Origin of the sequence: Halapricum desulfuricans, assembly GCF_017094465.1 — an archaeon.
Classification (GTDB): Archaea; Halobacteriota; Halobacteria; order Halobacteriales; family Haloarculaceae; genus Halapricum.
Genome location: NZ_CP064791.1, coordinates 2,623,422 through 2,640,848 on the forward strand (window position 1 = coordinate 2,623,422; position 17,427 = coordinate 2,640,848).

A 17,427-nucleotide genomic window follows, 5' to 3' on the forward strand; every position below is an offset into this window, starting at 1 on the left:
GATCCCTCAGCGATGACTATCGTACCTGAACCGGACCGTGGGCGTCCCGTCGAAGGTCGGCCCGGTGCCGTCGCGTTCGAATCCCGCGTCGTCGACGGCCGCCTGTACGGTGTCGTTGGATTCGGGGAGCAACAGTTCGACGGCCATGTCCTCACCGGCAGCAAAGCCCATCGGTTCTTCGAGTAGCCGCGAGCAGGCGTCCGCCGTGCCTTCCATCTGCGTGATATGGACGGTCCGCTCGCGGGCGTCGAAACTCACGAACCCGACGATCTCGTCGTCGATCTCGGCGACGCGAACCGTGCGGTCGTGGATCAGGTTGCGCATGACGTCCCTCGGAGCGGCGGTCAACTCGGCCAGTCGGCCGGCGTCGGCCTCAACAGCGTCGCGGACCTGCATATCCGATCCGTCGGCTGCGTCGCACTTATATTGTTGGCTGTCAGCATACACCACGAAAGGGGACTCCGAAGGGGACGGGTTCGAGGCGCGAATGAACACAGTTATTCCCGGGGACGGGATATGGCGGGGTAATGAGTCACGCACACACAGCGCAGGTGATGGGATGCGCGTAGTCACGAAGTTCGGCGGAACGAGCCTGGGCAACGGCGACCGGATCAATCGGGCCGCGGACTCGATCGCCAAAGCAGTCGAACAGGGCCACGAGGTGGCGGTAGTCGCCTCGGCGATGGGGAACACGACCGACGAGTTGATCGAGGAGATTGAGTTCGAGACCGACGAGGCGGACCGTGCACAGATCGTCTCGATGGGCGAGCGGACCTCGGTTCGGATGCTCAAGGCGGCACTGGCGGCCCGGGACATCGAGGCGATGTTTCTCGAACCCGGCAGCGATCAGTGGCCGATCATCACCGACGAACACGGCGAGGTCGACGTCGAGGAGACGACCCGCCGAGCGCACGCGCTGGCCGGGCAACTCGGCGACGTGGTCCCGGTGATCACGGGCTTTCTCGCCGAGGACCACCAGGGGAACGTGACGACGCTCGGCCGCGGCGGCAGCGACACCAGCGCCGTCATGCTCGGCAAGTACATGGACGCCGACGAGGTCGTCATCGTCACCGACGTCGAGGGCGTCATGACCGGCGACCCACGCGTCGTCGAAGGCGCACGCAACGTCAGCGAGATCACCGTCGACGAACTCCGGAACCTCTCGTTTCGGGGGGCCGAGGTGGTGGCCCCGTCGGCGCTATCCTACAAGGACGCGGACCTCTCCGTTCGGGTCGTCCACTACCAGCACGACGACCTGCTGGCGGGCGGCACGACCATCGAGGGACAGTTCGAGAGCCTGATCGACCTGGAGGAGACACAACTGGCGTGTGTCACGATCGCCGGTCGAGCGATTCGGAATAGTCCGGGAATCCTGGGCGATCTCGCATCGTGTCTGGGCGACAAAGAAATCAATATCGAGGCCAACTCCTCGGGAATGGACTCGATCACGTTCTACGTTGCCGCCGCCGATGCCGACGAGGCCGAGGCGCTGTTGCACGACGAAGTCGTCGAGGACGAGACGCTCTCGTCGGTGACCGTCGAAGACGACATCGCGGTCGTCCGCGTGACCGGCGGGGAGTTCTCCAACGAGAACGGCGGGGTCAAGCGCGTCGTCGATCCGCTCGCTGACGCCCACATCGAACTGTACGACGTGATCACATCCGCGACGTCGGTGTCGGTGTTCGTGCCATGGGACGACCGCGAACAGGCCCTACAGCTGGTCCAGAAAGAGTTTTGAGCGGGGTTCGACCCGGCGTTGATGGATCCGCGTCGTTTTTGGAGGAGCGCGGCAGCACATCATCGGACACGCTATCCGACGTGCATTTCCGGTTCGACCCCGTTTCAATTGGTATGAACGCCAGTTCGCTTGCGATTTCGACATCGAATGCGGTGAAACAGCCATGAGCGGCAAAGACAAATACTACAACTATTCGTCCCGGTCTGTTGTGCCTGCTAACTGAACGCCGGCACGGTCGCTTCTCGGCCGAGCATATCGCGATGGCGATACCTCGATTTTCTACGCGTTCCTCGAACGACGATTCGGCTCCTCCAAGCCCGTCCAGCGCCTCGACTAACTCGTGAATTAGAGTCGATACAGCCTATCGGTGGTGATCAGTCCTTCTTCTCCGTTCAGAGTCCGCCGATGGATTCATTAGATATCATCTCGTTCGAGATAACTAGATAGAGAATGACGACGACCGAATTCATAAATCCCACCGCTGCGAAGATCGTCTTGGCGGCCCAGCGTGGGGATTCTATCAACCGAATCTCGAATAAGATCGGGACGTCGTATTCGTGGGTCTACGACTGGATCGACCGATTAGACGCCAAAGAGATTATCTCGAATACAGATAACGGAATCCGAGTTCGTGACTACGAGATGCGACGGCGCTACGAGGAGATGATGGGGACGTTGTACACCCGCGACAAAGTTTCACAGGAGGATGCGTACGTGATCCCCCACTTCGCCGGGATGGAGTTCGCCTACACGGAGATCGATGCCGCCTACGTCTGGACGCACGGCGGATTCCAGATCGCCAGAGCCCACGACGACTACCCCGTATTTATCGAGGTTCACGAGCGCGACATCGATCGGTGGATCGAGTTCTTCGAGCGGTTCGGGGTCGACACGACCGTGGATGAACGTCCGGACGCGGCCGATGTTGATGGAAGCGTCCACTACGTCTTGTTCCCGCAGACAGATGACATTGAGATCGAGTGGGTCGACGGCAACCCCGTGATTCCGTTGGACGACGCGGTCAGTCAGATGATGGAGACCCGTCCGGCGTACGAGCCGGCGTTGGAGATGATCGCCGACGAGCACGACGTGGACATCAACGCGAGTCACCACGACCAGATGACTACTGACTGAACGGGTCACCAATGAGTCTCCAAGAGCGTCAAGTCGAGCTCGTCGACACACACCGCGCCGTACAGGACGAAGACCTACCGTATGTACTCGTCGGAGGATGGGCAATCTCGGCGTTTCAGACTCGATTCACTACTGATGTCGATATGGTGATCCCTGAAACAGAACTCGACGCGTACGACGCCTTCCTCGGCGAAATGGGGTACAGCAAAGCGTTCGATAACGACGTGGCAAACGTGTACGAGGGACGAATCGTCCGGTACGAAAAAACGGTTGGCGACAACGCGGTCGAATTTGACGCACTCGTCGACGCACTTCGCTGTCGCCAGACCGATGCGGAATGGTCGTACCGCTATCTCCACGAACACAGCATTGTCGAGTCTCTCGAGGTAGCAGAGGGGCTGACTGCTCGGATTCCCGAGCCGGCACTGTTGTTCGCGCTCAAGCTCCACAGCGCTCGGCTCGCGGATGCGCGAGATCTGGTGATCGTCGGTTCCGAGGCAGATCTCGACAGCATCGAACAACACATCCATCGCGGGAATCCGAACCAGTTGATCGAGCAAATCGAACGCGTACTGGCGGAACTCGAAAGCGACGAGTTCGCGGACTCGTTCAAGGGCGTATTCCAGCAGACGGAACTCCCGGAGGACAATATCGACGAACTGATCGAGTTCTTGCGAACCCAACTCGACAGACTCTGAGCGGGAATGATGGCAGGATCGGCGTCGGCGACAATCCATCCGACGTGCATTTCAGGTTCGACCGCGTTTCACTGTATATGAACGCTATTTCGCCTGTGGCTCCCACGCCGAACGCGAGGAGGAACACATGACCGGACGAGATATGTACTACAACAAGGCCAAACAGGAGGGGTATCGCGCCCGGTCGGCCTACAAGCTCAAGCAACTCGACGAGACTGCGGGGCTGCTCGGCGAGGGCAACACCGTGATCGACCTCGGTGCCGCGCCCGGCGGGTGGCTCCAGGTCGCCGCCGAGCGAGTCGGCCCCGACGGGAGCGTCGTCGGCGTCGACCGCCAGCGGATCGACGAGCTGGACGATCCGGGCGCGGCCGTCGAATACGTCCGCGGGGACATGACCGAAGACGCGACGAACGCCGAAATTCGGGAGCGACTCGGCGCCGACGACGGGACCGGTGGCCCGGCCGATCTGGTCATGTCGGACATGGCCCCGAACGTCACCGGGGAGTACGAACTCGATCACGCCCGGTCGGTCCATCTGGCGCGTCAGGCGTTCGAGGTCGCGCTCGATCTGCTCGATTCCGGCGGGGACTTCGTCGCGAAGGTCTTCGACGGACAGGATCTGGACGACTTCGAAGCCGACGTCGAGCGGGAGTTCGAGTACGCTCGCCGGGTCCGTCCGGACGCCACCCGTGACGAGTCCTCGGAGGTCTATCTCGTCGGCAAAGGACGGCTCACCGCGCCGGTTCGGGAAGGCGACACGCGAGAGGTCGAGATCGTCGACACCGGCCGCGACGGGGACGGCATCGCCAAGGTAGACGGGTTCACGGTCTTCGTCGCCGGCGTCGAGGAGGGCGAGACCGCGACCATCCGGATCGACGACGTGAAACCGCGCTACGCCTTCGCCCAGCCGGTCGAGTAGCTGTCCGCTCCGTGGTCGTTCGCTGTGCCCGAAGCAAAATATCGGTAGTTTCTTCGTGGTAATTCGGGAACGGACTAGATATGCGTTCACGGGGACTCGTGACCCCACTCGGTTTCCTGGCCGTCGTCGGTGCCGTCCCTGTCCTGACGGGCGCGTCGGCGGGCAGCACGGGGGTAACTCCGCTTGCAACCTCGAGTGCGAGCGACCTGACGATCGGCTATCTCGCCGGGCTGGCACTCGCAGACGCGGTCAATCCGTGTGCGCTGGCGGTCCTGCTCGTGTTGTTGACGACGATACTCACGCGCCACCCCGAACAGCGAGACCAGACGCTCTGGGCCGGGCTCGCGTTCGCGGCGGCAGTATTCGCCAGCTACGCCGTGCTGGGCGCGCTGTTGATTGCCGGGCTGAAGTCGACGACCGATGTCGTCAGTGCTCTCCAGTTCGAGCGACTACGGCAGGTGTTCGGACTCTTCGCGATCGTGATGGGGCTGTTGAACTTCAAGGACTGGATCAGCCACGGCGCGGGCGGGTTCGTCCTCGAGGTGCCTCGCTCGTGGCGCCCGTCGATGCAACGCTATCTGACCGACCCGCTCTGGCGGTTCCGCTCGGTCGTCATCGGGTCGTTTCTCGCCGGCGTGAGCGTCACGCTGTTCCTGTTGCCGTGTACGGCCGGCCCGTACCTCGTCGCCGGTGGGCTGCTCGCGCCCTACCCCTGGTCAACGTCACTGCCGCTGCTGGCAGCGTATAACCTCGTGTTCGTCCTGCCGATGGTCGCCATCACGCTCGTCGTCTACGGCGGGTTCGCGACCGTCGATGAAATCGGCGACTGGCGCGAGGAGAACGTCGAACGGCTGCATTTCGTCGCCGGCGTGATCCTCTTCGCCCTCGGCGTCGCGCTCGTGGCCGGGATCGTGTGACCGGAATCGGCAGATTATTCGAATAGTCGGAAATATTTGCCCCTATGGAGCGGTCAGAGGCGATACGACTGGCGATCGCGCTCGGGATGATGGGCGGTATCGTGGCCGGCACGCTCGTGTACGTCCAGAACCCGACAGCGAGCGACGACACGGACTGGGACGTGGATGTCTCAGAGCTATCGACCGAGGACAACACCAGCGTCTGTGTCGTCTTCTTTTACTCGCCGGGCTGTCCGCACTGTGGAAACGTCGAAGAATTCCTCGCTGCCGTCCCCGACGACGTGAATCTCACCGTGCAGAGATACGAGGTCCGGAAGGAACCTGCTCGTTTCGATCGGTATCTCGAAGCCTACGACGTGCCCGAATCCGATCGCGGATCCGTCCCCGCCGTGCTCGTCGGCGAGGAGTACGCCATCGGCGACCGACCCGCAATCGAACTGATCGTCAATGCGATCGAGTCGGGCAAGACTGTCCGCTGTCCAGCGGTCAACGAAACGACGAGCTGAGCAGGACAGCACTGTTGCGTGCGAAATGTTCTTTAGTTGAGAGTGCAAGAAACCGATAGATGGACCGCGCCGTCGCACCGGTCGTCTCGACGATCCTGCTGGTCGCGATCGCCGTCATCCTCGCGGCGACGATCTCGGTGTTCGTCTTCGATTTCGGCGAGGAAGTCGAGGAGACAGCGCCGGTTGTCGGCCAGTCCAGTGGAGAGTTCAGCGCACAGAGTGGGAACGACGGACGGATAGTGACCATCAGCCACGTTGCAGGCGACGATATCCCTGTCAGTGAGATGGAAGTCGCAGTAGCTGCGACGTGCAGTGGTCGAACACAGCGCGGCCGGCTAGTGAACTTGCCGCTCGAAAGCAACAAGATCGAGCAGTCGAACATCAACGGGACCGATATCTTCGATAATCGTTACGATACGGGCTATTCGTGGGATCTCGGTGCGCTAAAATCAGAATCGTTCACTGCAGGTGAGAAAATCGAATTCCGGATCCCCGACGGGGAGTGTGGCCTCACAAGGGGTGACACCGTCACCGTCCGAGTGATCCACGTCCCGACAAACGCGGTCGTGATCGAGCAAGAACTCACAGCCCGGTGATCACAGTTGCTCGGCGATCGCCGGCGCGGCGCTGACCTCGCTGACAGGGCGTTCGAGCGTGTCGGTCCCGTAGATCGCCTCGACGCCGGCGGCTGACAGCTTGAGCACGGCGTTGCGGGCCAACATCGGGTGGACGCAGGTGACGAACACGCGCGCGGCGTCGCGCTCGCCGATCGCGGCCACGGCTTCGGACATCGTCGAGCCGGTGGCGACGATGTCGTCCACGAGCACCACGTCTCGGCCGGCCACGTCGGCGTCGCGGGGTTCGATCTCGACGTCGGTACTGGAGTGGCGAGTCTTCTCGAAGTAGTCGGTCTCGCCGCCGCCGTAGGCGTCCCGGACAGTCCCGGCGAGATCGATCGCCCCCTCGTCGGGCGCGACGAAGACCGGTTCGGCCAGGTCAGCCAGCGGCTCGGCGAGTCGGCCGGCGGCGTCGACTGCGGTCGTGGGCACGTCGAAGAAGTCGGTCACGCCCCGCTCGTGGGGATTGACCGTCAGCACGCGATCGGTCCCCGTCGAGACCGCACGCGCCATCGCCCGCGCGGAGATCGGGTCGCCGGTCTCGAAGACCTTGTCCTGGCGGGCATAGCCCATGTACGGCAGGACGGTAGTGATCTCGGAGACGCCGGCCTCCCGGAGAGCGTCCTGCAGTTGCAGGAGTTCGAGATGGGCGTCGCCGGTTGGCGTCGAGGCGACGACGACCGCCTGATCAGTTGGGGGGTCCGGGACACGGACCTTCAGTTCCCCGTCGGGAAAGCGATCGTACTCGACGGTGGCGAGCGATCGGCCGGTGACGGCGGCGAGTTCGGCCGAGAGGATCTGGGAGTGCGAGCCGCTGACGATCATACGCGGTCGCAAGCGGGCCGGGATAAACCCGTTTTCGGTATTCAGACGTCGGTGACCGGGCTACTGTTCCGGAATCGCGAACCCGGCCGTCTCGTCGAGCCCGAGCGCGCGTGAGCGCCATCCGCTGGCGCCGTCTTTGGCCGCCGCGGGATCGACCAGAAACCGCCCCGCACCGGTGATCGCGACGACGCCGCCGTCGGCGATATAGCCGACATCGACGATGGGTTCGTCCGTCGGCGTCTCGCGTTCGCGCCAGCCCTCGCCCGCAGTTTCGAACAGCCCGTCGGCCGTCACGGCGTGCGCTCGCGAGTCCGCGGCGGCCACGACCGACGTGTCGGCGTCGAGTTCACGCGTCCAGCCCGGTCCGAGTCGATAGAGTCCGTCAGTCGTCCCGGCGTACGGCGTCGGCCCGCCGACCACGTCCCGGGCGTCGTCCAGTCCGACGTGCTCGAGACTCCCGTCGGCCCGGAAAACGCCGTCAGCGGTGGCGACGAGCGGCCAGTCGATCGCTCGCGGCTCCGGGACGGTGCCCAGTTCCGTCCACCCCTCGTCGGTGGCACGGGCGACAGTCCCGTCCGGCGCGGCTGCGAGGGGTGCGTCTCCGCCGCCGACCGCCACAGCCGGGCCGAAGCCCAGCGACTCGACGGTCGGCTCGTCATCGGCTGGATCGATCGCGAGCACGTCCTCGTCGGTCGCGACCAGCAGGTCCGTGCCGTAGGCAGCGATATCGCGGGCCGTACAGCGATGGTGGAGTTTGAACTGTCCGATACGGTCGTTCGAGACCGACACCTCGACGACGCCGAGCCCCGCCGCAACGTAGACGTCGGTCTTGCCGAGCGTGTCGGCGTAGATCCGGTCTTCCTCGAGTTCTCCCATACGCGTGAACGCGCGACAGAGCGTCGAAAACGTGTCGACATCGGCGCGACCGGATCGGTCACTCCGAAAGCGCGGAAACGAGGTGCTCGAACTGTTCGCGGTAGTACGCCTTGGCACGGGCTTCGGCGAGCCCGCCGGCGTCGGCGAAGGCCTGCTCGAACCCGCCCATCCGCCACAACAGCGTCGAGAGTTGATACAGGGGGCGGCGGCGATCGTAGCCGTCCTCGGTGGGGAATTCCCGATGGTCCCGATACCCCTCGTGGAACCGGTCGCGAAGCGACGCCCGCCGGTCGGGATCGCGAACGACCGAATCGACGAACAGCAACTCCGCCTGAGCGACGTTGTACTCGGGGTGACCGGCGAGGGCGTTCTGCCAGTCCAGAACGGCCCTGATCGGCTGGTCGGCATCGGGATCGAACGTCAGATTGGCCGGGCGGAAATCGTCGTGGACGAGCCGCGGCGTCGCGGTGGTCGGGATGGTCTCGATCGAGCGGTCGATCGCGCGTTCCGCAGGGTCGCGCAAGTCGTCGAACGGCGTCGATTCGAGACGATCGAGGTGTCGCCGCGTGAACGATTCGAAGAACTCCCGCCAGTCCCAGGTGAGGTTCTCGACGACGAGACGGTCGTCGTCGAGCCCGAAATAGCCGAACCCCTCGAAGGCGATCGTCGAGTTGAGTTCGCCCAGGATCTCGCCGACCTGTGTCATGATACGATCCTGTAGATCGGCGTCGAGACCGTCGAACTGATCCGAGAGACTCTCGCCTTGCATGCGCTCGGTGACGAAATACGGCGGGACGTCACGGTCCGGGTAGGGTTCGAACACGAGGATGCGCGGCACCGGCAGCGACGTCCGGTCGGCGACGTACTCGTGGAGTCGCGGCTCGAGCGCGAACGTCGCCTCGTCGTTGGGCTGAAACTTCACGACGACCTCGTAGGTCTCGCCCTGATAGCTCAGCGAGACGATGTAGACGGCGCTCTGGCTCCCGCCCGTCGGCTGCTCGTAGGTGAAGTCCTCGTAGTCCGGTCCGGATTCCTCGAGCACAGCCTCGATGTTCGCTGCGGGAGAGGACACGATAGTACGTATGCGGACCCCCTAAGTGAATGTTGCCCATATCGAATTCCATGCGGGGAGGTCACGCGTCACATCTTCAGGGTGCATCGACGGAATCGAAGGAAGCAACCTTTAAACGCGCCGGTACGAAAGGAACAGTCACCATGGCCAGTTTCGACAAAGCTGAGGGACGCATCCTCGACAAACAGATCTGCATGCGCTGTAACGCTCGCAACCCCGAGCGTGCCGACCAGTGTCGCAAGTGCGGCTACAAGAACCTCCGACCGAAGGCCAAAGAGCCGCGAACGGTATAACGCAGCTCGATTGCTTCGACAGGTCGTCACTCGGTCACAACCGATCAGCCAGTACTGGTGATCCCCGCAGTCGCTGGCTCGTGCAGGATACTGCATCACGGCCATCTCTGCCCGTTCTCGCAGTGAATCGACGTGAGCGGTCGGTCCCGGGTCCCAGACAGCTGTGCCGATTTGTTGCTTCGACTGTGGACGGTCGATGTGGAACGGACTGACAGCGGACCGTCTCAGTCTGGATATTTCGGGTCGCGTCGCTCGGCGCGTTCGAGCGCGGTCTCGACGACATCGCGGACGTCGCCGTGAAAGACCGACCCGTGCCCGGCGTACATGTGCTCGACGCTATCGGGCATTCGATCGAGGAGTCGGCGGATGCTGTCGATGAGTCGCTCGCGTGACTGGCCCGGCCGGTCGGTCCGGCCGAAGCTACCGTAGTCGAACGCACCGTCGTCGTGGACGACGACGTCGCCGCTGAACAGCGACGACGGGCCGACGAGCGAGACGTGATCGTCGGCGTGGCCGGGCGTGAAGACGACCTCGCAGGACTCGTCGCCGACGGTGACTGTCTCGCCGTCCGCGACGGCGTGAGTCCGGAGCGGGTGGTCGGCGTAGGCGTACACGTCGGGATCGAATGCCTCGACGACGGCACCCAGCTCGGCGACGTGATCGCCGTGCTGGTGGGTCAGGACGACGGCATCGAGAGCATCCGTGTGAGAGGCGACGACGTCGACAACGCCGTCCATCGCGCCCGCGTCGACCAGCGTCGTCCGGTCGCCGACGGCGAGATACGCGTTCGCGGTGAACGTCTCCGCGTCGGCCGTGACGTTGTACACATCCATAGACGATCCCACGGCCGGGTCGCGTTTCAGGCTGGCGGTCGTCCCCATCTTGATTCAGCGAGGGAATCCCGCCCTTCCCGTGAGTGACGAGTGTTCCGACGCTCAGTCGGAACCGAGGAACGAACAGGGCGGGAGGGAATCGCATAAGCTCCAGGCGACAACCGCCGGGACTGACGCCTGATTGAATACCAGACGTAAGCGTTTACTTACATGGGTACTTACATATATCTGTGCGAACCGACGTAGACATGGAGCGGGGCGGCGACCTACACGAACGAGTCAAGGAGTATGCCCGTGAGAACGGTCTTCGCCACCCGCGAGCATACCGCGAGCTAATCGAGAAGGGATTAGAAGCCACTGATGCCGACTAAGACGCTCGAAGCGACACTCGCGCCGCCGACAGCCCACAAAGAGCGAAAGCTACAGGAACTCCATGACCTGTATCACGAGGGACTACACGAAGCGTTCGAGGCTGGCGCTAATACGCAGTCGGCAGTCAACGACATTGTGACGCCCTACGACCTGCCGTATCAGGTCAAAGACGCACTCAAAAACTACGTGCCGTCGTTAGACGACGCACAGGAATTGAGTGACGACCACCCGACACGGATGGTCAACCGTGCCGCCGGCTTCGACTACTCAGAGGAGCGAACACACAGCTACGTGTGGGAAGTCCCGCAACCCGGACGTGGGACGAATTTCTGGATACCGCTTCGCATCAATCCTGAACAGGAGCAACTGTGGGCCGACCTGCTGGACGGAAATGTGTCGCCCGGTCAACTCCAACTGATACAGAATCGAACATCATGGACGCTACACATCGCTGTCGAGTATGCCGTCGAGGACGCCGACTACGATACCGAGAGCGACGACGTGACGCACATCGGTCTGGACATTGGTGAATCGTCGCTTATCATGGGCTGTGCCCTCACAGACGGTTCACCGACCCGCCCGCTTGTGTGTGACGGGGGCCGTGCCAAGCATCTCCGCAAAGAGATGCACACGACGCTGAAACGACTGCAAGAGCGTGACGCTGCCGAGTGGCGCATAGACGAGCGGTTCGACCACTATCAAAACGCCCTGACAGATATTGTCGAGAAGGCGTCTCGGCAGGCTGTCGAGTACGCCCGGCAATTCGAGAAGCCGGTGCTGGTGATGGAGGACCTGACTTACATCCGCGAATCGCTGGACTGCGGCAAATTCATGAACCGGCGACTCCACGCATGGGCGTTCGCTCGGTTGCAGGGCCGTATCGAGGACAAAGCGCGAGAGGCTGGTATCCCGGTCGAATACGTGAACGCCGCATACACGTCGCAGACGTGCCACGAGTGCGGTCACATCGGCTACCGAGACAGTGGCGGAGTGTTCCACTGTACGAACGACGAGTGCCACATCACGACGTTTGAGGGAGATATAAACGGCGCTATCAATATCGCACAGCGGGCAGACCCGTGGGGAGAGAGCGTGCCGCTGAAACCGGCAGGCAATGACTCGCCTCGGGATGGGAGTGCCTGTGACAGCACCACGACCCACACCGAGCAGAGCCAATCAGAGCAGATGACGCTCGGTGAGTTCGGGTCGAAACCCACTGCCAGTAACTAACTGGTATTCCCACGCAGGGAAGCCGCGCCGTCGTCGGGCTTTGCCCGACTGCCTGAGGGATCTTCGATACCTCTCCGTTCACGGCGCGGAGGATGTCACCTCGGGAGCCGAACGTGCACGACTGCAGGCGTATTGTTCCGACCCGATCACATAGTAATTTTCAGCGACATTTTTTGCAGGCGAACACAGACATCTAGACGAACATGGGGTTCGGGAGCTACGACGAATCCGAACAGGAGAATCAGGAGTACGACACGGACCTCGATGACGACGGCGTTTCTGCGGATGAGAACACCCACGACGGTGACGTCGAGTTCGAGTTTACCGCCTCGAACGACGAGTTGATCGACAAACTTTCCGACATCAAGGAGAACACGTGACCGAGCCGGGTAATATCGTCGCCAGATTGCCATGAAGTCGGGGGTTCGCGCCCTCGGTGTGGCCGAGTCCTACCGGGCGGACACGAGCACGCTCGCCGGTGCAGTCGTGCGTGCCGACCGCGTCGTCGACGGCTTCGTTTTCGGGCAGTGTACGGTCGGCGCCAGCGACGCGACCGCATCGGTGATCGAGATGATCGAGCGAGTGGATCGGCCGGACGTTCGGTACGTCATGCTGGCCGGGATCGCGCCCGCCTGGTACAACGTGCTCGATCTGTGGCGGATCAACGAGGCGGTCGAGCGGCCGGTGCTGTCGGTCTCCTTCGAGGACAGCGACGGGCTGGAGTCGGCTCTGCGTGCGGCCTTCGACGGCGAGGCTCTCGCGGAGCGGCTCGCGACCTATCGCGACCAGCCGGAACGACGAGCCGTCGAACTCGACGGGGAGGCCGTTTACGTCAGAGCCGTCGGCTGTTCGGACGGGGAGGCTGAGCGAGTTATTCGGGCGTTCACGCCGGAAGGCGGGCGTCCCGAACCGCTGCGGGTCGCGAGGGAAGCCGCCAGAGCGGTCGAGACGGTCCGGCGGGAATCGTGAGGGTTCATACGGTGGGGGCACGCAGGTGGTGGTATGGACGAGCAGTTGCGCGTCACCGACTGCGAACGCTGTAGTGAACTCGTCGACTCCCGGAGCCGGATCGTCGACGGCGTCGGTCCGGCGGATGCGGACCTGCTGTTCGTCGGCGAGGGGCCGGGCGCACAGGAAGATCAGGAGGGCAAGCCGTTCGTCGGCCGCAGCGGGGACGTCCTTGACGACGCCCTTCGGGATGGCGGACTCTCGCGGGCGGACGTCCGGATCACCAACTGCGTGCGCTGTCGGCCGCCCGAGAACCGCGATCCGACGAGCGAAGAACTCGAACACTGCCGGGGATACCTCGAGACCGAAATCGACCGCGTCGATCCGGACGTGATCGTCACGCTCGGGAAAGTCCCCAGCGAGCACCTGCTGGAGCGGGACGTGGCCGTCACGAGCGAGGCGGGCGAGGTGTTCGACGCGCAGGTCGCCGGCCAGCCCCGTCGCGTGCTCGTGTCGGTCCACCCGGCGGCGACGCTGTACGACCGCAGTCAGGAGGCGACCTTCGAGGCGACGATCGAGCGCGCCGCCGAGTTCACCGACGGCGGCGACCAGGCGCGGCTCGGCGAGTTCTAGTCGGGCCGGTTCGGTTGCGCGAACGGAAAGGGACTTGACGGCACTCCACTAACGACGTGTATGAGCAGCACGCGCGAGACCACGGCGTCGATCGTGGTGGTCGACTACGGGCTCGGGAACCTCCGAAGCGTCACCCGTGGACTGGAACGTGCCGGGGCGAGCGTCGAGATCAGCGACGACCCTACCGACTTCGAGGCCGCCGACGGGATCGTTCTGCCCGGTGTGGGGGCGTTCTCCGAGGGGATGGACAACGCCGGCCCGTTCCGGGAAACGCTTATCGAGCTCGCAGAGGACGGCAAGCCCTTCTTCGGGATCTGCCTGGGGATGCAGATGCTGCTGACGACCAGCGAGGAAGCCGAACACGCCGGCGAGGGCGGCGCCGAAGGGCTGGACCTGATCCCGGGGTCGAACCGTCGGTTCACCGGCGACCGCAAGATCCCGCATATGGGCTGGAACGAGCTATCTGTCGAGCGCGAGCATCCGCTCGTCGAGGGCGTCGACGGGGAATACGCCTACTTCGTCCACTCCTACTATGCCGACCCCGAGGACCCCGACGCCATCGTGACGACGACCGACTACGGCACCGAGTTCGCCAGCGTCGTCGCCAACGAGGCCGGCAACGTCTTCGGGACGCAGTTCCACCCCGAAAAGAGCGGTGAGACCGGACTGCAGATTCTACGGAACTTCGTCGACTACTGCGCGGAGCAGTGAGCGTACGCGCCGCAGGCGCGTTTCACTCGACCGAACGCAGTGAGGGCGAGGTTGTTTTTCCCCACGTTTTTGCGCGAGGGTGCCCGCAGCGAACGCAGTGAGCGAGGACACCCGACGCGGAAAAAGTGGTCGGGGAGCAGTGAGCGTACGCGCCGCAGGCGTGTTGTACCGGCTGTCGGCTTGTGTGACGAGCGTGTCACTCGGCCGGTTTCTCGGCCTCGATCCGCGCCGAGAGCAGCGATCCGCCGAGATCGTACTCGTCGTGCCACTCGTCGATGACCTCGCGACTGTCGGGATCGAGTTCGACGCTGATATCGACGAATCCAGCTGCTTCGAGCAGGGTCGTGATCGTCTCCGGTGACTCGGCACCGCTGATACAGCCCGCCAGCGATCCGGGGTCGCCCCGGACACCGTCGGGGAGCGAGTCGATCCGGACCGGATCGGTGATCGCCAGCCGGCCGCCCGGTCGGAGGACGCGGTAGGCTTCCTCGAACACCCGATCTTTCGCCGGTGAGAGGTTGACCACACAGTTAGATATGATCACGTCGACGGTCGTATCAGCGACCGGAAGGTGTTCGATTTCGCCCAGGCGAAACGAGACGTTTCCGGCATCGTTCTCTCCGGCGTTCGCGCGGGCTTTCTCGATCATCTCCGGCGTCATATCGACGCCGATGACTCGGCCCTCGGGCCCAACTTCCCGGGCGGCCAGAAAGCAGTCGAAGCCGCCCCCGGAGCCCAGATCGAGGACCGTCTCGCCCGGTTCGAGGTCGGCGATCGCCGTCGGGTTGCCACAGCCCAGTCCGAGGTTGGCCTCGCCCTCGACGGTCTCGAGCGACTCGTCGTCGTAGCCGATCTCACGGGCGATTCTGTCGGCGTCGCCGTCTGTACCACTGGCATCGGAGCCGCTGTCGCCGCCCCCACAGCAGGACGTCTCGGCTCCGCCACAGCAGCCGTCGCTCGCAGCGTCGGCGTAGCGGTCCCGAACCAGCCGTCGAACCGCACGTTCGTCGTTCGTCATCGGCGATCCCCCCGAATCGCGTCCAGCGTCGAGAGCAACTGTTCGGCCTCGTCGGTCAACCCGTAGTATCGCCAGTTGCCGTCCTTCCGCCGTGTCACCAGCCCCGCGGTGTACAGCCGTGAGAGCGCCTGGCTCACGGCACTCTGGCTGACACCGACGGCCGCTTCGAGGTCACAGACACAGGCCTCGCGGTCCGCACCGTCGATCCGCCGGAGCAACTCGTATCGCGTGTCGTTGCCCATCGCCGACAGCAACTCGACGTCCGCCGCCAGCGCCTCGGTGTCGACCGCCCCAACCGGCTCACAGCAGGCCGCTTCCTCGGTCGCCACGTCTACGTCACCACTCATATTAACTATCTCTTATATTGGTGTTCTCTAATATAGATGTTTTGATCGTCGCTCGCTCGTCAGAGGACGGCCGCATCTCATCCAGAGGACAACGGGGGCGATCAGCCGGCGTCCCGGCCGAGGACAGCCCGGACGCCGAGGACAGAGAGACAGCCGAGCACCGCCAGTATCGACAGATGGCCGACCGAGAGCATCCCGCCCTGAGCGAAGACGTTCTCACCCGCTACAGCACCCAGGTACGTCGAGAGGACGGAGGCGCCGAACGCGCCGAGCGCAATCAGGCCGACCGTCGCGACGATCGCCAGACCACCAGTGATAAGCGAGAGTCCGATCGCGATCTGTTCGACGGTGACGATCGTCCGGGCAGTGGCCTCGCTGAGGGGTTCGGTGCGGATCCGATACCAGTATGTGCCAGTGAGCGTCAACGCCGATCCGATCTCGCTGGCCCAACCGACGACGCCCAGAAACAGGACCTGAGGCGTCGCGAAAAACGGGTCGAGCGTCCCGACGTGTTCGGCGACCGCGTCCGGATAGACAGCATATAGCGGTAGAATCGTCGCCAACAGTCCGAGCAACGCGGCCTGATAGGTCAGGACCCGACCGACGGGGACAGTGATAATGCCCTCAGTATAGCGGAGACGCTCGTAGACCGACTCCGAGAGGATCGCGTCGGTGATCGGATCCGCTCCTCTCGGATCGTCCGACATCGGGCCACCGGGCATGTTACGTGGTAACGTTACTAGTAAACTGTACAGAATAACCGTTTCGGCCGATATTTGCAGCAGGAAAGGTCATGACGACAGGTCACACAGACACCGCCGCACCGTAGATCACACTGACGAGAAACACGGTGGCGGCGAGGGCCTTCCCGGTGATGAGCGCCGCCTGCCGGATGTCCTGTGAGTGGGCGTCGCTGTCCTCGACGGCCCCCTCGGCGTCGTCGAAGCCGTAGTGGCCGGCCACCGCGTAGCCGGCACAGAACTGGCGTCGCGCCTGGAGGAGACCGAGAACCCCGCCGTACAGAAAGATGAAACTCCCCAGGATGTACGTCTCGGGGTAGCCAGCAATCAGGACAGCCACGATGTAGACGAACGCGAGCGCGAAACTGGCATAGCCCAGGAGGCGACGCCGTCGCTGCTCGGCACTGCCGATGTTGCACGCACCGGGTTGGTATTCGGAATTAGCCATACCAGGGATACGAGCGGCGTCAGCAAAAGTCTAGGACTGCTGGGTCGCCAGCGCGTGCTGGAGTGCGCCGCCGAAAGCACCAGCAAGAGCGGGCAACAGGAGGTTGCCGAACAGGAGCGCGACGTAGCGCAGCGGGATGGGAGTGTCCGACGCCGGCGTCGACGGAAGCAGATAGACAGTCAGCGCCGCGAGCGTCGCCAGACAGACGCCGACACCGACGGCCGCGCCCGCTTTCGTCGCCGCCCAGCCGTTGCCGAGTTGCTCGGCCCGAACCGGGACGATTGCACCGCCGGCGACGGCGACGAGCAGGCCGACCAGCCCCGGGAGTGCCAGCGACGGCGGGTACGACCCGCCGAACAGCAACAGCAGCGCGAAGACGCTACCGAAGACGTAGAGCATACCGGCAGCGCCGGGAGCCGAAAAGACGTCGAGAAGCTGTGGCGGCCGCACGATGGCGACGAAGACCAGCGAGAAGAGATACCCGGCGACCCAGACCCCGATCCCGACGGCGACGCCGGTCAAAAACGGGGACCGCTTGCGACGGTAGGACAT

General features: G+C 63.7%; 24 protein-coding genes. 14 read left to right on the plus strand and 10 right to left on the minus strand.

Annotated features, from left to right (window positions below):
- Positions 1-6: 6 nt before the first annotated feature.
- Complete coding sequence (locus tag HSEST_RS13380; protein ID WP_229121459.1) at positions 7-396, minus strand: hypothetical protein; 390 nt, start codon at positions 394-396, stop codon at positions 7-9.
- A gap of 163 nt (positions 397-559) precedes the next feature.
- Here HSEST_RS13380 and HSEST_RS13385 point away from each other — a divergent pair, with 163 nt between their 5' ends.
- From HSEST_RS13385 to HSEST_RS13415, 7 genes are all read left to right on the plus strand, one after another.
- A complete protein-coding gene (locus tag HSEST_RS13385) occupies positions 560-1,738 on the plus strand; it encodes an aspartate kinase (protein ID WP_229121460.1) in 1,179 nt (392 codons plus the stop codon).
- Positions 1,739-2,188: 450 nt separating this feature from the next.
- Positions 2,189-2,872: a helix-turn-helix domain-containing protein gene (locus tag HSEST_RS13390; protein ID WP_229121461.1), complete on the plus strand. Its 684-nt coding sequence runs from the start codon at positions 2,189-2,191 to the stop codon at positions 2,870-2,872.
- An 11-nt stretch (positions 2,873-2,883) separates the two neighbouring features.
- On the plus strand, positions 2,884-3,570 hold the full coding sequence (locus HSEST_RS13395; protein ID WP_229121462.1) for a hypothetical protein: 687 nt from the start codon (positions 2,884-2,886) through the stop codon (positions 3,568-3,570).
- A gap of 127 nt (positions 3,571-3,697) precedes the next feature.
- The gene (locus tag HSEST_RS13400) at positions 3,698-4,489 is read left to right on the plus strand and encodes a 23S rRNA (uridine(2552)-2'-O)-methyltransferase (protein ID WP_229121463.1); all 792 of its coding nucleotides are present in this window, start codon (positions 3,698-3,700) and stop codon (positions 4,487-4,489) included.
- Positions 4,490-4,569: 80 nt separating this feature from the next.
- Entirely contained in the window at positions 4,570-5,406 is an 837-nt protein-coding gene (locus HSEST_RS13405) for a GAP family protein (RefSeq protein WP_229121464.1), read from the plus strand.
- A gap of 44 nt (positions 5,407-5,450) precedes the next feature.
- Complete coding sequence (locus HSEST_RS13410; protein WP_229121465.1) at positions 5,451-5,912, plus strand: glutaredoxin family protein; 462 nt, start codon at positions 5,451-5,453, stop codon at positions 5,910-5,912.
- Between the two features lie 59 nt (positions 5,913-5,971).
- Complete coding sequence (locus HSEST_RS13415) at positions 5,972-6,508, plus strand: type IV pilin (RefSeq protein WP_229121466.1); 537 nt, start codon at positions 5,972-5,974, stop codon at positions 6,506-6,508.
- Here the strand turns inward: HSEST_RS13415 and HSEST_RS13420 are convergent, their stop codons facing one another.
- The 3 genes from HSEST_RS13420 to HSEST_RS13430 are packed head-to-tail and all read right to left on the minus strand — an operon-like array spanning position 6,509 to position 9,302.
- Positions 6,509-7,354, minus strand: coding sequence for a ribose-phosphate diphosphokinase (locus HSEST_RS13420; protein ID WP_229121467.1), 846 nt, complete (start codon positions 7,352-7,354; stop codon positions 6,509-6,511).
- Positions 7,355-7,414: 60 nt separating this feature from the next.
- Positions 7,415-8,230, minus strand: a complete 816-nt coding sequence (locus HSEST_RS13425; RefSeq protein WP_229121468.1) for an HVO_0234 family beta-propeller protein — start codon at positions 8,228-8,230, stop codon at positions 7,415-7,417.
- 58 nt (positions 8,231-8,288) lie between these two features.
- Positions 8,289-9,302, minus strand: coding sequence for a phosphotransferase family protein (locus HSEST_RS13430; RefSeq protein ID WP_229121469.1), 1,014 nt, complete (start codon positions 9,300-9,302; stop codon positions 8,289-8,291).
- Between the two features lie 143 nt (positions 9,303-9,445).
- On the opposite strand from HSEST_RS13430, the gene HSEST_RS13435 reads away from it, so the two are divergent.
- Positions 9,446-9,595: a 50S ribosomal protein L40e gene (locus tag HSEST_RS13435; protein WP_229121470.1), complete on the plus strand. Its 150-nt coding sequence runs from the start codon at positions 9,446-9,448 to the stop codon at positions 9,593-9,595.
- 224 nt (positions 9,596-9,819) lie between these two features.
- Here HSEST_RS13435 and HSEST_RS13440 read toward each other — a convergent pair whose 3' ends face one another.
- Entirely contained in the window at positions 9,820-10,428 is a 609-nt protein-coding gene (locus tag HSEST_RS13440; RefSeq protein WP_229121471.1) for an MBL fold metallo-hydrolase, read from the minus strand.
- A 230-nt stretch (positions 10,429-10,658) separates the two neighbouring features.
- On the opposite strand from HSEST_RS13440, the gene HSEST_RS13445 reads away from it, so the two are divergent.
- The 6 genes from HSEST_RS13445 to hisH all read left to right on the plus strand — a co-directional run bounded on the left by HSEST_RS13445 (position 10,659) and on the right by hisH (position 14,322).
- A complete protein-coding gene (locus HSEST_RS13445; protein WP_229121472.1) occupies positions 10,659-10,799 on the plus strand; it encodes a hypothetical protein in 141 nt (46 codons plus the stop codon).
- On the plus strand, positions 10,789-12,030 hold the full coding sequence (locus tag HSEST_RS13450) for a transposase (RefSeq protein ID WP_229121473.1): 1,242 nt from the start codon (positions 10,789-10,791) through the stop codon (positions 12,028-12,030). Before HSEST_RS13445 ends, HSEST_RS13450 begins: the two co-directional genes overlap by 11 nt.
- Positions 12,031-12,233: 203 nt before the next feature.
- Entirely contained in the window at positions 12,234-12,410 is a 177-nt protein-coding gene (locus HSEST_RS13455; RefSeq protein WP_229121474.1) for a DUF5786 family protein, read from the plus strand.
- 31 nt (positions 12,411-12,441) lie between these two features.
- Complete coding sequence (locus HSEST_RS13460; RefSeq protein WP_229121475.1) at positions 12,442-12,999, plus strand: DUF99 family protein; 558 nt, start codon at positions 12,442-12,444, stop codon at positions 12,997-12,999.
- A 33-nt stretch (positions 13,000-13,032) separates the two neighbouring features.
- A complete protein-coding gene (locus HSEST_RS13465; RefSeq protein ID WP_229121476.1) occupies positions 13,033-13,611 on the plus strand; it encodes a uracil-DNA glycosylase in 579 nt (192 codons plus the stop codon).
- Between the two features lie 60 nt (positions 13,612-13,671).
- Positions 13,672-14,322: an imidazole glycerol phosphate synthase subunit HisH gene (hisH, locus tag HSEST_RS13470; protein WP_229121477.1), complete on the plus strand. Its 651-nt coding sequence runs from the start codon at positions 13,672-13,674 to the stop codon at positions 14,320-14,322.
- A gap of 196 nt (positions 14,323-14,518) precedes the next feature.
- Here hisH and arsM read toward each other — a convergent pair whose 3' ends face one another.
- From arsM to HSEST_RS13495, 5 genes are all read right to left on the minus strand, one after another.
- A complete protein-coding gene (arsM, locus tag HSEST_RS13475; RefSeq protein WP_229121478.1) occupies positions 14,519-15,340 on the minus strand; it encodes an arsenite methyltransferase in 822 nt (273 codons plus the stop codon).
- A complete protein-coding gene (locus HSEST_RS13480) occupies positions 15,337-15,687 on the minus strand; it encodes an ArsR/SmtB family transcription factor (protein ID WP_229121479.1) in 351 nt (116 codons plus the stop codon). The genes arsM and HSEST_RS13480 overlap by 4 nt, the downstream gene beginning before the upstream one ends.
- Before the next feature lie 101 nt (positions 15,688-15,788).
- Positions 15,789-16,394 (minus strand): hypothetical protein, encoded by a 606-nt coding sequence (locus HSEST_RS13485; RefSeq protein WP_229121480.1) that lies wholly within the window; start codon positions 16,392-16,394, stop codon positions 15,789-15,791.
- A 97-nt stretch (positions 16,395-16,491) separates the two neighbouring features.
- Positions 16,492-16,875, minus strand: coding sequence for a hypothetical protein (locus HSEST_RS13490; protein ID WP_229121481.1), 384 nt, complete (start codon positions 16,873-16,875; stop codon positions 16,492-16,494).
- Between the two features lie 30 nt (positions 16,876-16,905).
- On the minus strand, positions 16,906-17,427 hold the full coding sequence (locus HSEST_RS13495; RefSeq protein WP_229121482.1) for a hypothetical protein: 522 nt from the start codon (positions 17,425-17,427) through the stop codon (positions 16,906-16,908).

Coding starts and splice junctions, on each gene's coding strand:
- HSEST_RS13380 (WP_229121459.1), bottom strand. CDS start 396: ATGCAGGTCCGCGACGCTGTTGAGGCCGACGCCGGCCGACTGGCCGAG.
- HSEST_RS13385 (WP_229121460.1), top strand. CDS start 560: ATGCGCGTAGTCACGAAGTTCGGCGGAACGAGCCTGGGCAACGGCGAC.
- HSEST_RS13390 (WP_229121461.1), top strand. CDS start 2,189: ATGACGACGACCGAATTCATAAATCCCACCGCTGCGAAGATCGTCTTG.
- HSEST_RS13395 (WP_229121462.1), top strand. CDS start 2,884: ATGAGTCTCCAAGAGCGTCAAGTCGAGCTCGTCGACACACACCGCGCC.
- HSEST_RS13400 (WP_229121463.1), top strand. CDS start 3,698: ATGACCGGACGAGATATGTACTACAACAAGGCCAAACAGGAGGGGTAT.
- HSEST_RS13405 (WP_229121464.1), top strand. CDS start 4,570: ATGCGTTCACGGGGACTCGTGACCCCACTCGGTTTCCTGGCCGTCGTC.
- HSEST_RS13410 (WP_229121465.1), top strand. CDS start 5,451: ATGGAGCGGTCAGAGGCGATACGACTGGCGATCGCGCTCGGGATGATG.
- HSEST_RS13415 (WP_229121466.1), top strand. CDS start 5,972: ATGGACCGCGCCGTCGCACCGGTCGTCTCGACGATCCTGCTGGTCGCG.
- HSEST_RS13420 (WP_229121467.1), bottom strand. CDS start 7,354: ATGATCGTCAGCGGCTCGCACTCCCAGATCCTCTCGGCCGAACTCGCC.
- HSEST_RS13425 (WP_229121468.1), bottom strand. CDS start 8,230: ATGGGAGAACTCGAGGAAGACCGGATCTACGCCGACACGCTCGGCAAG.
- HSEST_RS13435 (WP_229121470.1), top strand. CDS start 9,446: ATGGCCAGTTTCGACAAAGCTGAGGGACGCATCCTCGACAAACAGATC.
- HSEST_RS13440 (WP_229121471.1), bottom strand. CDS start 10,428: ATGGATGTGTACAACGTCACGGCCGACGCGGAGACGTTCACCGCGAAC.
- HSEST_RS13450 (WP_229121473.1), top strand. CDS start 10,789: ATGCCGACTAAGACGCTCGAAGCGACACTCGCGCCGCCGACAGCCCAC.
- HSEST_RS13455 (WP_229121474.1), top strand. CDS start 12,234: ATGGGGTTCGGGAGCTACGACGAATCCGAACAGGAGAATCAGGAGTAC.
- HSEST_RS13460 (WP_229121475.1), top strand. CDS start 12,442: ATGAAGTCGGGGGTTCGCGCCCTCGGTGTGGCCGAGTCCTACCGGGCG.
- HSEST_RS13465 (WP_229121476.1), top strand. CDS start 13,033: ATGGACGAGCAGTTGCGCGTCACCGACTGCGAACGCTGTAGTGAACTC.
- hisH (WP_229121477.1), top strand. CDS start 13,672: ATGAGCAGCACGCGCGAGACCACGGCGTCGATCGTGGTGGTCGACTAC.
- arsM (WP_229121478.1), bottom strand. CDS start 15,340: ATGACGAACGACGAACGTGCGGTTCGACGGCTGGTTCGGGACCGCTAC.
- HSEST_RS13480 (WP_229121479.1), bottom strand. CDS start 15,687: ATGAGTGGTGACGTAGACGTGGCGACCGAGGAAGCGGCCTGCTGTGAG.
- HSEST_RS13485 (WP_229121480.1), bottom strand. CDS start 16,394: ATGTCGGACGATCCGAGAGGAGCGGATCCGATCACCGACGCGATCCTC.
- HSEST_RS13490 (WP_229121481.1), bottom strand. CDS start 16,875: ATGGCTAATTCCGAATACCAACCCGGTGCGTGCAACATCGGCAGTGCC.
- HSEST_RS13495 (WP_229121482.1), bottom strand. CDS start 17,427: ATGTCCTACCGTCGCAAGCGGTCCCCGTTTTTGACCGGCGTCGCCGTC.